The organism is Oryzihumus sp. JJN4-3R, from assembly GCF_057747915.1.
Window position 1 is genome coordinate 3,123,751 of the sequence record NZ_CM173229.1, and the last position, 12,703, is coordinate 3,136,453.

Here is a 12,703-nt window from a genome sequence, read left to right on the forward strand (position 1 = left end):
GGAGGATCACGTGAGCAGTGCCGAGCAAGGCCGACGGGCCGCGACCATCTACTCGGTCGCCCAACGAGCGGGCGTCTCGATCGCTACGGTCTCCCGGGTCCTCCAGGGCACGACCTCGACGTCGGAGGCGACCCGGCGCAAGGTCATGCAGGCGGTCGAGGAGCTCGACTACGTGCCGCTGCGGGCCGCCCGGAGCCTGGCCGTCCAACGGCACGAGGCGCACGGGCTCGTGGTGCCCGAGCTGCGCGGCCCCTACTACGCGGAGCTCCTCACCGGCTACGAGTCTGCCGCGGCGGCGCTCGGGCAGAGCGTCGTGCTCGTCGTCACGGCACGACGGGACGACCCCACGCAGGCGGTCCGCGACCTCGCCGGCCGGGTCGACGGCCTGGTGCTGTCCTACTCGACCATCTCCGACCCGGTCGTCCAGTCGCTGGCCCGCACCACCCCTGTCGTGCTGGTCGCACGCCCCCAGGTGCCGGGCACCGACGCGGTCGTGACCGAGAGCACCGGCAGCGCGCAGGCCATGACGACCCACCTGATCGAGCACGGCCGCCGGCACCTGGTCTTCGTCGGCGACCCAGACAGCTCCTCCGACGTCCAGGCCCGCTACACCGGCTTCCGCCTGGCGCACGCCGCCGCCGACATCCCGGTGCGGCGGCCGCCGCTACGGGTGCCCTTCCTCGAGGCCGCCGGCGTGCAGGTCGCCGACGAGATCCTGCGCCGCCGTGTCAGGGTCGACGGGCTGGTCTGCGCCAACGACGAGCTGGCCCTGGCCGTCATGAAGCGGCTGCAGGGCAGCGGCGTGGCCGTCCCCGACGACATCGCCATCGTCGGCTGGGACGACGTGATGACCGCCCGCTACATCACCCCCGGCCTGACGACGGTGCGCCAACCGATGCGCGAGCTGGGGGAGGCGGCCGCGCGGCGGCTGCACGAGCGGATCACGGGCCTGCCGGCTCACCCCGACCCCATCGTCCTGCCCACCGAGCTGGTCCTGCGTGCCTCCTGCGGCTGCACCGACAGGGACCGTCCCACCACCACTGCCGCAACCACCCCCACCCCCACCACTCCGTCGACCCCCCGGGGCACCGCCCCACCGAGGAGGAACACCTGATGAGACGTCACCCCCACGTGCTCGCCGTCGCCGCCGTGGCGACCGCGGCCCTCGCGCTGTCCGCGTGCGGTCGCTCCACCGAGACCGCCAGTGGCCAGAGCGCCGCCAAGGACATCAGCTCCGGCAAGGCCAAGGGAACCATCACCGTCTGGGCGATGGGTGCCGAGGGCGAGAACCTGCCGACGCTGGCCAAGGAGTTCGAGGCGGAGAACCCGGGCACCACGGTCAAGGTGACGCCGATCCCGTGGGACGCGGCGCACGACAAGTTCACGACGGCGATCACCGCCGGCAAGACCCCCGACGCGGCCATGGTGGGCACGACGTGGATGGGTGAGTTCGCCGGCCAGGGGGCGCTCGACCCCACGCCGAAGTCGATCGACCCGGCCGGCTTCTTCCCCGGTGCGCAGAAGACCACCGAGGTGGGTGGCACCTCCTACGGCGTGCCGTGGTACGTCGAGACCCGCCTCGTCTACTACCGCAAGGACCTCGCGGCCAAGGCCGGCATCACGAAGCTGCCGACGGACTGGGCGGGCCTGAAGTCGATGGCGCAGGCGCTGAAGACCAAGGCCGGGTCCAAGTGGGGCATCAACCTGCAGGCCGGCGGGACCGGCTCGTGGCAGACGATCATGCCGTTCGGCTGGTCCAACGGCGCCAAGATCGCCAGCGACGACCAGAAGAAGTTCACCTTCGACACCCCGCAGCTCGCCGAGGCGGTGAAGTACTACCAGAGCTACTTCACCGACGGCCTGGCCCCCAAGCAGCTGCCCGACGGCCAGCTCGAGCAGGACTTCGTCAACGGCTCGATCCCGATGTTCATCTCCGGCCCGTGGGAGATGGGTGCGGTCGAGAAGCTCGGCGGTGCCGGCTTCAAGGACAAGTACGGCGTGATGCCGATGCCCAAGAAGGTCAGCGCCACCTCGTTCGTCGGCGGCTCGGACTTCGCCGTGTTCAAGGCCTCGAAGAACCGCGACAGCGCCTGGAAGTTCGTCCAGTGGCTGTCCGACCCCAAGACGCAGGCCAAGTGGTACAAGCTGTCCACCGATCTGCCCTCGGTGCAGAGCGCCTGGTCCGACCCGAGCCTGTCCGGTGACGCCAAGCTTGCCGCCTTCGGCCAGCAGCTCAAGGACGCGCAGGCCCCGCCGGCGATCGCCACGTGGGAGCAGGTCGCGGCCGCGTTCGACACCGAGATGGAGAAGGTCACCAAGACCGGCAGTGACCCCGCTGCGGCGCTGAAGACCGTCCAGAGCAAGGCCGAGTCCATTGGCACCGGGAGCTGACACCCTGCGGCCCGGCGAGGTGACGCCGGTCCCCGCGGCGTCGCCGGCACCCACCCGCGGGCGGTCCTCGGGCCGCTCGCGGGAGGGGGTCGCCGCCTGGGTGCTCGCCCTGCCCTTCTGCCTGCTGTTCGCCGTCTTCACGGCTTGGCCGGTGCTGTCCTCGCTCTACATGAGCTTCACGGACATCAAGCAGAAGGACCTGCACACCCCGTTCGCGGTCAACCCCGTCGGGTTCGACAACTACGCCAAGGTCCTGGCGGACCCGACCTTCCGGCAGGCCGCGGGCAACACCGCGATCTTCGTGCTGCTCGGCGTCCCGCTGACCCTCGGCCTCGCCCTCGCTGCCGCCCTGGCCCTGGACAAGGGGATCACCCGGTTCCGTGGTCTGTTCCGGGTCGGCTACTACATGCCGGTCGTCACCTCGATCGTCGCGGTGGCCGTCGTGTGGCGGTTCATCCTCGAGCCCGACAGCGGCCTGCTGAACACCATGCTCGGCTGGGTCGGGATCCAGGGCCCCGACTGGCTCGGGTCCACCACCTGGGCCCTGCCCTCGATCATCGTCATGGCCGCCTGGCGCAACTTCGGCACCGCCATGGTCATCTTCCTGGCGGGCCTGCAGTCGGTCCCCGCGCTGCTGCACGAGGCCGCCGCCATCGACGGCGCAGGCCCCTGGAAGCGGTTCCGGCACATCACCCTGCCGATGCTGCGGCCCACGGTGCTGTTCGTCAGCGTCACCACCGGGATCGGCTACCTGCAGTTCTTCGAGGAGCCGCTGGTGATGACCAAGGGCGGCCCGCTGAACTCCACCCTCTCGATGTCCATGTACACCTACCAGCAGTTCGGCTTCGGCAACTACGGCTTCGCGGCCGCGATGAGCTACGTCATGTTCGTCGTCATCGTCGCCCTCACCGCCCTGCAGTTCCGCGCGCTGCGGTCCAACACGTGAGCGAGGCGATCCCGTTGACCAACAAGCGATCCGGCGGCGGGGGCCGCTGGTGGCTCTACGCGGTGCTCACCGTCGGCCTCCTGGCCGTGGTCGGCCCGTTCATCTGGATGCTGCTCGGCAGCTTCAAGGGCGAGGGCGAGCTGCGGCGCGTCCCGCCGACCTGGTGGCCCGAGACCGCGACGCTGGACAACTACACCCAGCTGTTCAGCAAGCTGAGCTTCCCCCGGTTCTTCGCCAACTCGGTGCTGGTCGCGGCCGCGGTCACCATCGGGAACCTGCTGTTCTGCTCGATGCTCGGCTACGCCCTGGCCAAGCTGGAGTTCCGGGGCAAGAAGGCCCTCTTCGCCGTCGTCATGGGGACGCTGATGGTGCCGGGCATGGTCACCTTCGTGCCGCTGTTCATCCTCGTCGCCAACCTCGGCCTGGTGGACAGCTACCCGGGGCTGATCCTGCCGTTCCTCGTGACGCCGTTCGGGGTGTTCCTCATGCGGCAGTTCATCCTCGGCCTGCCCGACGACCTGCTCGATGCCGGGCGCGTCGACGGCGCGAGCGAGCTGCGCATCTTCCGCCAGATCATCCTGCCTCTGTGCGGGCCGGCGCTGGCGACGCTGGGGATCCTCACGTTCCTCGGCAGCTGGAACAACTTCCTGTGGCCGTTGGTGGTCTCCACCTCCGAGGAGCACTACACGCTGCCAGTGGCCCTGGCGCTCTACTCCACCGGCCAGAACTCGACGAACTACGGCCTGCTCCTCGCCGGGGCGACCGTGGTGATCCTGCCCGTCCTCGCGGTGTTCCTGGTCTTCCAGCGCCGCTTCATCGAGGGCATCGCGAGCACCGGCATCAAGTAGCGCTGCGCCGGCACCCGCATCAGTGACGACCGCCAGAACCGTTGACACGCAAGGGACTCCGATGACCAACCGCACCCCGACCCGCCGTCAGCTCCTCGCCGGAGGAGGCGCAGCCCTCGGCCTGGCGGCGCTCGGCAGCACCCGCGCCGCCGCAGACACCCCGCCGACCGCCTCCCCGGTGGGCCTCACCGGGGCGAGCGGCGCCACGGCCGCCGGGGACGGCGGCATACCGACGGCGACGTTGCTGCGCTGGGCGCGCGACACGTGGCGCTCCATGGTTGCGATGACCGACCCCGGCACCGGCCTGGTCTCGGACAACATCGAGGGCTCCCTGACCGGAACGGGCAGCCGCTACACCTCCCCGACCAACATCGGGGGCTACCTGTGGAGCGCCGTCGTGGCGCGCGAGCTGGGCATCATCAGCGCCGCCGAGTGCACCCGCCGCATCGCCCAGACGCTGACCACCCTCGGCCGGCTGCAGCGCAACGCGGCGAGCGGACAGTTCTACAACTGGTACGACGTCACCGACGGCTCGGTGCTGACGACCTGGCCGGACGACGGCAGCGTCGTGCACCCGTTCCTGTCCAGCGTCGACAACGGCTGGTTGGCGGCCGCGCTGATGGTCGTGCGCAGCGCGGAGCCGACGCTGGCCGGGCAGGCGCAGGCACTGCTGCGGCCGATGAACTTCGGCTCCTACTACGACAAGGCGGCCCGGCCCGGGGGCCTGATGCGCGGCGGGTTCTGGGAGACCGAGCAGCCGGGCAGCGTGCGCGGCAACTACCTCGGCGTCGGGCCGGACGTCTACTACACCGGCCACCACTACGACACGACCGTGTCCGAGACGCGGATCGCCAGCTACATCGCGATCGCCCGCGGACAGGCACCGCGCGAGCTGTACTTCGCGACGTGGCGCACCTTCCCCGACGGCTGCGACTGGTCGTGGCAGGAGCAGAAGCCGGTCGGCGAGCACCGCACCTACCTGGGCCTGGACGTGTTCGAGGGTGCCTACACCTACCGCGGCATGCACATCGTGCCCGGGTGGGGCGGCTCGATGTTCGAGGCGCTGATGCCAGACATGTTCGTGCCCGAGGCCACCTGGGCGCCGCGGTCGTGGGGTGTCAACCACCCGCTGACCGTCCGCGCCCAGCGCGAGTTCGGGCTCGAGGACACGAAGTTCGGCTACTGGGGCTTCTCCCCGGCCAGCAAGCCGACCGGCGGCTACGACGTCTACGGCGTCGACCCGATCGGCCTCAACCCCGACGGCTACCCCGCCGACCTCGAGGGCACCAACTGGGACATCGGCTTCGAGGGGTGCCGCGAGGGCACCAACCCCGACCCGGCCTGGGGCGACGGGGTCGTCACCCCGCACGCGTCGTTCCTGGCGATGATGCACGAGCCGACCGAGGCCGTCGCCAACCTGACCAGGATCGAGGGGACGCTGAAGGCCTACGGCCCCGGCGGGTTCTACGACGCGGTCGCGGTGAGGTCCGGGGTCATCGCGAAGCGCTACCTCTCGCTCGACCAGGCGATGGTGCTCGGCTCCATCGGCAACGTCCTGTCCGACGACGTGATCCGCCGCTGCTTCACCCGTGGTGAGGTGCAGGACGTCATCAAGCCGCTCATCGGCCTCGAGCAGTTCGGCGCCGGCGTCGTGTCCTGACGCGCGGCCAGGTGCATCACTGCGCTGCCGGCAGGGTCGGGTGGTCGGTGGGGTAGATACCGATCGCGAACCCGTACATGCTCTCGCCGGACCGTGGCATCCGATCGAGCTCGGCAACCAGCTCGGCCATCCGGCTCCAGAACTCCGAGGCCTGGTCCTCCGAGATGCGCGCATGTCGGATGAAGCCCCAGAGCTTCCCCTGCTCGAACGCCGTCGCGGACTCGCGTGCCGCCACCTCGAAGTCGTTGAAGTCGCGCGGCATCTTCTCGCCGGCGGGGGATGGCTCCGCTGCCACGTGGAACATGCGCGCGGTGCGCCCGTAGAAGCGCTCCTCGATCGCCCGCACCTTCCGCGTGCGCACCACCTGGAGCAAGCCGTTCCGGGTGAGCACGTCCACGTGGTGCGCGACGGTGCTCTTGGGGCGCCCGACCGCGGCCGCGAGCTCGCTGACCGTCGCGGCCCGCTCGTGGAGGAGCTGCAGGATCGTCGTGCGGAGCGGGTGGCCGATGGCCTTCACCTGGTCGGCGGTGGACAGCGCGATCCGGTCGGCGAGCTCGTAGTCCGGAGGGTTGTCGACCATGGCCGAACAGACTAGCATCGCGGAACATTCCAAAAGAGTCGATCAATGGGGGAAGGGGACCGCTGACGTGACCGAGGTGCTGCTGTACCACCACATCCAGGGCCTGACTGACGGCGTGCGGGCCTTCGCCGACGACCTGCGACAGGCCGGCCACACCGTGCACACGCCCGACCTGTTCGACGGCCGCACGTTCGCCAGCGTCGAGGAGGGGTTCGGGTTTGCGCGTGACACCGGGTTCGACGCGATCCGGGAGCGCGGTGCCGCCGCGGCCGACGAGCTCGGCCCCGAGCTCGTCTACGCCGGGTTCTCCTTCGGCGTGACCATCGCCCAGCGGCTCGCGCAGACCCGGCCCGGCGCGCGCGGGGCACTGCTCATGTGCTCCTGCATCCCGGTCGCGGAGTTCGGGGAGGCCTGGCCGGAGGGGGTGCCGGTGCAGATCCACGGCAAGGAGGGCGACGAGTTCTTCGACGAGGACCTGCCGGCCGCCCGCGAGCTCGCCGGCTCCGTGGCGGCCGCCGAGCTGTTCGTCTACCCCGGCGATCAGCACCTCTTCGCCGACTCCTCGCTCGACGCCTACGACCCGGAGGCGTCCGCACTGCTCATGGAACGGGTGCGCGCCTTCCTGGCCTCCGTCTGACAGGCGCGGGCCTGCCTGGGCGGGCCGACGCCTGGCCCGGGGATGGGCAGACCCCGTCGTCGACCTGCTCACGCGTCCTCGACGAACAGGGGCACCCCGTGAGACCCCACCCGCGACGGGCCGGGGGCTTGCTAGCGTCCCCGGCGTGCACCGCCCCGCGCCCCGTCGCCTCACCCGTCGCCTCGTCCAGCTGTATGCCGGGCTGCTCACCTTCGCGCTCGGCGAGGCCATGGTCGTGCAGGCCCACCTGGGCATCCTGCCGTGGGACGTCCTGCACCAGGGCCTGGTCCACCAGCTCGGGCTGACGATCGGGCAGTGGTCGGTCATCGTCGGGGCGGTGGTGCTGCTGGCGTGGCTGCCGCTGCGCGAGCGCCCCGGCCTCGGGACCGTCAGCAATGTCTTCGTCATCGGCTTCAGCCTCGACGCGTTCCTCGCGGTGCTGCCGGTGGCCCACGCCCTGCCGGCCCGGATCCTGTTGCTGCTGGGAGGGATCCTGCTCAACGGCGTGGCCACCGCGGCTTACATCGGCGCGCGGCTCGGACCCGGTCCGCGGGACGGGCTGATGACCGGCCTGGTCCGCCGCACGGGCGGCTCGGTGCGGGTGGTCCGCACCACCATCGAGGTCGCGGTCGTCGTCATCGGCTGGCTGCTCGGCGGCAACCTCGGCGTCGGAACGGTGCTGTTCGCGCTGGCGATCGGCCCGGTCGTGCACGTGTTCCTGCCGCGCCTGACCGTCCCCGGCGGCCCCGACACCCACTGACGCCCTCAACCCTTCGGTCGGACTGGAACCGGGTGCGCAGAGAGGGACGTTTCTCCGGGTCTCGCGAGACGCGAACCCGGAGACACGTCCCTCTCGACGGGATGGCGCGGCCGGCTCAGGCGGGCGCGACCTCGAGCGGGCCGGCGCCCGGGTGGGCGGTGACCGTCACCAGGTCGCCGTCACGCTCGACCCAGTAGGCGTCGGTCTCGGGGACCTCTCGCTCGGTGCGGAGCACGACCACGGTGCCTGCGGGGTCGCCGGCGTGGCCGAGGCCCGGGCCGAACGCCACCGATCCTTCACCGGCGGAACGGATCTCGGCGTTGGCCCACTCGATCCGGCCCCAGCCCAGGTCCAGGCCCAGCGGCAGCATGAACCCGCTGCGCGGCGGCAGCGTGAGGGCCTGGCCCTCGTGCAGCTCCCTGCCGTCGAGCACCAGCCGGACCGTCGGGCTGTAGCCGGTGATGTTGAGCAGGTGCACCAGCCGCTGGCCGTCGTCGGTCGCGGTGGTCGTGGCGTAGACGCCGGGCACCGAGGTCTGCGCGCGCAGGCCGGGGTGGGCGCCGAGCTCGCGCAGCGCGCGCCCGAAGACGTGGGTCGAGGGCATGAGCTCCGCCGCCAGGATGACCGCACGCCCCTCGCCGAGCGGCACGTCCACGCCGCAGGCCCGGCCGTCGGTGTCGGTGAGCACGACGTCGCCGCGCACTGGGTGCAGCTCCTGCCACCAGCCGACGCGGGTCTCCGCCCACGGCGCCGCCCAGCCGTGGGTGACCACCGAGGGGTAGGTGTGCCGCGACTCGCGCACGACCTCACCCGGGCGCACGCCCAGGGCGTCGGCGAGCACCGTGCAGGACCGGCCCTCGAGGTCCAGGCGCGGCAGCGGGCCGAGGAGCAGCAGCCCGCCTCCGGCCTCGACGTGGCGGACCAGGCGCCGCTGGACGTCCGGGGCGAGGTGCCGCCCCGTGGCCAGGGCCACGACGCCGCCGGGGCGCGGGTCGTCGTGCTGCAGGTCGACGGCGCCGAAGCGGTAGCCGTCCAGCAGCAGCGAGCGGCCCAGCGCCTTGCGCTGGCCGGCACCGCGGTGCGCCGAGAGGTCCTCCACGACGTCACGCATGGCCGCGCTGCCGGGGTGGGAGTACTCGGTCATGTAGGAGTCGAGGACGAACCCGAGCTGGACGTCGTCGTGCTCCTCGTCCATGCGGGCCAGCCACGGCTCCAGAGCAGTGACGGCATGGACGACGCGCTTGGTCGGCTCGTAGGTCAGGCCGCGCTGGCCCTCCGGCCCGACGGGGGCAGCGGTGCCGTGGCGCTCGCCGGTGAAGCTGATCCGGTCGTTGCCGTCGCCGACCGGCTCGTCGAGCGGGCCGTTGATGCCGCCGGCGAACAGGTAGTAGTTGATCAGCCGGTTGCCCTGGGCCAGCGACAGCCGCGTCTTGAGGTCGACCGTCGAGGGGTCGTAGAGCATCTCGGTGCCGCCGCCGTAGTCCCCGGTGCCGGCCTCGAACTCCATCGAGGTGATCGGCTGGTGCTCGTCGTGCACGGCGGCCATGAACGCGTTGAGGACGTAGAGGTCCGTGGTCGTGCTCAGGGTCATGTCGCCCATGTAGTGGTCCGAGCCCGAGAGCATCCCGGGGACCCGCGCATACGTCTGCACGAGCTGGCTGATGCCGATCGGGAACGGCGCCCCGTCGCCACCGGCGGTGCCGTGGATGTTGATGACGAACGGGATCCCCTCGATCCCGTTCGCCTCGGCCATCTCCCGCAGCGCCTGCACGTAGCGCGCGAAGCGGTCCCGCATGAACGTGCCGAGGTCCAGGCGCAGCGCCGCCGCCCACTTCTCCTCGGGGGAGCGCACCGCGGCAGCCCAGGCGGCGTCGTCGTCAAGGTCGACCGGGTAGCGGGCGGCGACCTCCTCGCCGTGCTGCTCGCGCACCCACCGGCGCAGGTCGTCCACGAGGTGGTCGGTGAGGTCGGGGGTGTTGCTGACCCACGCCAGCATGCCGACCTCGTTGTCGAGCTGGAGCGCGATCACGTTGCCGCCACGGGGTTGCAGCCGCTCGGCGATCGGGGGCAGCACCGCGTCGAACCAGCGGCGGCACTCGGCCAGGTAGGCCGGGGCGAGGTAGTCCACCGTCCGGGTCGTGGCCGGCGCCCCGTCCCAGCCCGACGGCACGATCTCGGGGTGCTCGTCGTAGAGGCGGAAGGGCAGGCCCTCGTTCTTCAGCTCGGCCATGATGAACGGGCCCGGCCGGGCGATGAACCACAGCCCCTCCTGCGCGCACAGGTCGATGAACGCGGCGACGTCCCGCTCGGGCAGGGTCTCGCCGGTGACGTCGATCGTGCCGTCCGGCCGCTCGTGGACCAGCCAGGGGATGTAGGACGCGACCGCGGTGCAGCCGGCCTCCTTGAGCAGCGCGATGCGCTGCGGCCACTCCTCGCGGGGGACGCGGAAGTAGTGGATCTCGCCCGCCATGACGATGCGCGGGACGCCGTCGACCAGGATCTGGCGACGCTGGGTCTCGATCATGGGAATCCTTGTGGCAGTGGGGTGTTCGTGGCAGTGGGGTTGGTGTGCAGGGGTGGGGCCGTGGAGCCGCCCCGGGCACGGGTATGCCGGGTGCCCGGCCGCGCGTGCCGCGGCCGGGTCCCGGGGTGGATCAGGGCGTGACGGTGATGCTGGCGCGCGAGCCGCGGGTGGCGTCCGGGCCGGCCACGAGGACGATCTCGCCGGTGTCCACCTTGCGGGTCAGGTCGCGGCCGAAGTAGCCGACCTGGTCGGCGGTCACGGTGAAGGTCGCGGTGCCGGTGGCGCCGGGCTCGAGGTCGAGGCGGGCCCAGTCGAGCAGCTCGATGTTGGGCCGGGTCACCTCGGCGACCGGGTCGCGGAAGTAGAGCTGGACCACCTCGCGCCCGGCCCGCGAGCCGGTGTTGGTGACCTCGATGCTCACCTGCACCGAGCCCCCGTCGCGGGAGAGCTCGCTGCTGTCGACGTGCAGGTCGCCGTAGGCGAAGGTCGTGTAGGTCAGGCCGTGCCCGAACGGCAGGCGCGGCTGGACCAGCGCATCGATGTAGCGGCCCTCGGTGTAGTCCTGCTCCGGCGGCAGCAGGCGGCTCGTCGGGCGCTGGTGGGTCGAGGTGGGGATGTGCCCGGTCGTCCGGGGGAAGGTCATCGGCAGCCGGCCGAAGGGTGCGACGTCGCCGAACACCACGTCGGCCAGGGCGTTGCCGGCCTCGACGCCGGGGTGCCAGGCCAGGATGACCGCGTCGGCGAGGTCGAGCACCGGCCCGAGCTCCAGGGGCCGGCCGGCGTAGACGACGACGACCAGCGGGCGGCCGATGCCCGCCAGCTCGTGCAGGACCTCCAGCTGCCCGGCGGGCAGGCCGATCCGGCTGATGGAGTTGGCCTCGCCGGAGCGCGAAGGGTGCTCGCCGATGACGGCGACGGTGACGTCGGCCTGGCGGACCATCTGCACGGCGCGCTCGCTGTAGCGCCCGTCCTGGACCATCAGCTTGTCGCCGAGGCGCTCGCGGAAGGCGGTCTCCGGGGCGATGACGTCCTCGCCCTTGCCGTCGAGGACCCAGGTGCCGAGCAGCGCCTCGCCCTCCTGTCCGAAGGGGCCGGTGAGCAGTACCGTGCCGGGCTCCTCGGGAAGCGGCAGGACGCCGTTGTTGGACAGCAGCACCATCGAGCCGTGGGCCGCCTCCCGGGCCAGGGCCCGGGTCTGCTCAGTGGGCTCGCCCGAGCGCTCGGGGGTGCCGGTGTAGGGCCGCTCGAACAGGCCGAGGCGCAGCTTGAGCCGCAGCACGCGCCGCACCGAGTCCTCGACGAGGGCCAGGTCCACCTCACCGGACTCCACCAGCTCGGCCAGGTGCGCGAGGTACGCGCCGGAGACCATCTCCAGGTCGATGCCGGCCTCGATGCCGTACTTCGCGGCCTCGCGCAGGTCGGCGGCGATGCCGTGGTTCATCAGCTGGCCCACCCCGCCCCAGTCGCCGACGACGACGCCGTCGAAGCCCCACTCGTCCTTGAGGACCTCGCGCAGCAGCCGGCGGTTGGAGTGCATCGGCACCCCGTCGACGTCGTTGAAGGCGGCCATCACGGTCAGCACGCCGGCGTCGACGGCGTCCTTGAACGGGCGCAGGTGCAGGTTGCGCAGGGTGTTCTCACCGACGGAGACGGTGTCGTAGTCGCGGCCACCGGCGGCCAGGCCGTAGCCGACGAAGTGCTTGGCGCAGGCGGCCAGGCGGCCCTTGGTACCGACCGGGTCGCCCTGGAAGCCACGCACGGCCGCCGCGCCGAGCCGGCCGGAGAGCACCGGCTGCTCGCCGAAGGACTCGGCGACCCGCCCCCAGCGCGGCTCCTCGGAGATGTCGACCATCGGGGCGAAGGTCCACGCCACGCCCTCGAGGTGGGCCTCGTCGGCGGCCACCTCGCAGGCGCGCTCGACGAGGGACTCGTCCCAGCCGGCGGCGAGGCCGAGGGGGATGGGGAAGACCGTGCGGTGGCCGTGGATCACGTCGCGGCCGAAGAGCAGCGGGATGCCCAGGCGGCTCTCCTCGATGGCGAGGCGCTGCGCGGCGTCGATGGCCGAGGACAGCAGGCCCTCGTCCTTGACGTTGCCGCCGGTGGCGCCGCTGGCGTAGAGGCTGGAGCTGATCCTGCCGCTGCGGATCAGCTCGGCGTCACGCTCCGGCTCGATGTTGGCGCTCTGGTGCAGCTGGCCGACCTTCTCGGCCAGCGTCATGACCGACAGCAGCGCCTCGACGCGCTCCTCGAGCGGCCGGTCGGTGTCGAGCCAGGGGCGGTCGGTGGGCCGCCCGGGGGCGGGGTCGCCGGTCGGGTCGGCCGGGGTGCCGTCGGGGGTGGTGGGGTCGGTGGGCATG

The 12,703-nt window shown here is 71.8% G+C and carries 10 protein-coding genes; 7 read left to right on the forward strand and 3 right to left on the reverse strand.

The features are described 5' to 3' along the window. Positions 1-10 precede the first annotated feature (10 nt). The 5 genes from AC3ANM_RS15000 to AC3ANM_RS15020 all read left to right on the forward strand — a co-directional run bounded on the left by AC3ANM_RS15000 (position 11) and on the right by AC3ANM_RS15020 (position 5,845). Positions 11-1,114, forward strand: coding sequence for a LacI family DNA-binding transcriptional regulator (locus tag AC3ANM_RS15000; RefSeq protein ID WP_488285217.1), 1,104 nt, complete (start codon positions 11-13; stop codon positions 1,112-1,114). Beyond that, on the forward strand, positions 1,114-2,391 hold the full coding sequence (locus AC3ANM_RS15005; protein WP_488285218.1) for a sugar ABC transporter substrate-binding protein: 1,278 nt from the start codon (positions 1,114-1,116) through the stop codon (positions 2,389-2,391). The genes AC3ANM_RS15000 and AC3ANM_RS15005 overlap by 1 nt, the downstream gene beginning before the upstream one ends. Before the next feature lie 19 nt (positions 2,392-2,410). Continuing rightward, complete coding sequence (locus AC3ANM_RS15010) at positions 2,411-3,337, forward strand: carbohydrate ABC transporter permease (protein ID WP_488285219.1); 927 nt, start codon at positions 2,411-2,413, stop codon at positions 3,335-3,337. Next, positions 3,334-4,185, forward strand: a complete 852-nt coding sequence (locus AC3ANM_RS15015; protein ID WP_488285220.1) for a carbohydrate ABC transporter permease — start codon at positions 3,334-3,336, stop codon at positions 4,183-4,185. Before AC3ANM_RS15010 ends, AC3ANM_RS15015 begins: the two co-directional genes overlap by 4 nt. A 61-nt stretch (positions 4,186-4,246) precedes the next feature. Beyond that, positions 4,247-5,845: a glucoamylase family protein gene (locus AC3ANM_RS15020; RefSeq protein WP_488285221.1), complete on the forward strand. Its 1,599-nt coding sequence runs from the start codon at positions 4,247-4,249 to the stop codon at positions 5,843-5,845. Positions 5,846-5,861: 16 nt separating this feature from the next. On the opposite strand, the gene AC3ANM_RS15025 is transcribed toward AC3ANM_RS15020, so the two are convergent. Continuing rightward, the gene (locus AC3ANM_RS15025; RefSeq protein ID WP_488285222.1) at positions 5,862-6,425 is read right to left on the reverse strand and encodes an ArsR/SmtB family transcription factor; all 564 of its coding nucleotides are present in this window, start codon (positions 6,423-6,425) and stop codon (positions 5,862-5,864) included. Positions 6,426-6,492: 67 nt separating this feature from the next. Between AC3ANM_RS15025 and AC3ANM_RS15030 the strand changes: the two genes are divergently transcribed. Together AC3ANM_RS15030 and yczE are read left to right on the forward strand one after the other, a co-directional pair. Beyond that, positions 6,493-7,062, forward strand: a complete 570-nt coding sequence (locus tag AC3ANM_RS15030; protein ID WP_488285223.1) for a dienelactone hydrolase family protein — start codon at positions 6,493-6,495, stop codon at positions 7,060-7,062. Positions 7,063-7,207: 145 nt separating this feature from the next. Beyond that, positions 7,208-7,822 carry a membrane protein YczE gene (yczE, locus tag AC3ANM_RS15035; protein ID WP_488285224.1) on the forward strand — a complete coding sequence of 205 codons (615 nt, stop codon included), beginning with the start codon at positions 7,208-7,210 and terminating at the stop codon, positions 7,820-7,822. A gap of 115 nt (positions 7,823-7,937) precedes the next feature. Here yczE and AC3ANM_RS15040 read toward each other — a convergent pair whose 3' ends face one another. Beyond that, a complete protein-coding gene (locus AC3ANM_RS15040; protein WP_488285225.1) occupies positions 7,938-10,346 on the reverse strand; it encodes a beta-galactosidase in 2,409 nt (802 codons plus the stop codon). Positions 10,347-10,476: 130 nt separating this feature from the next. Beyond that, a complete protein-coding gene (locus AC3ANM_RS15045) occupies positions 10,477-12,702 on the reverse strand; it encodes a glycoside hydrolase family 3 N-terminal domain-containing protein (RefSeq protein WP_488285226.1) in 2,226 nt (741 codons plus the stop codon). Between the last annotated feature and the right edge of the window lies 1 nt (position 12,703).

Bases quoted from the DNA above. Each gene is read 5' to 3' on its own strand.
- AC3ANM_RS15040 (WP_488285225.1), bottom strand. From the start codon at position 10,346: ATGATCGAGACCCAGCGTCGCCAGATCCTGGTCGACGGCGTCCCGCGC.
- AC3ANM_RS15045 (WP_488285226.1), bottom strand. From the start codon at position 12,702: ATGCCCACCGACCCCACCACCCCCGACGGCACCCCGGCCGACCCGACC.
- AC3ANM_RS15025 (WP_488285222.1), bottom strand. From the start codon at position 6,425: ATGGTCGACAACCCTCCGGACTACGAGCTCGCCGACCGGATCGCGCTG.
- AC3ANM_RS15020 (WP_488285221.1), top strand. From the start codon at position 4,247: ATGACCAACCGCACCCCGACCCGCCGTCAGCTCCTCGCCGGAGGAGGC.
- AC3ANM_RS15005 (WP_488285218.1), top strand. From the start codon at position 1,114: ATGAGACGTCACCCCCACGTGCTCGCCGTCGCCGCCGTGGCGACCGCG.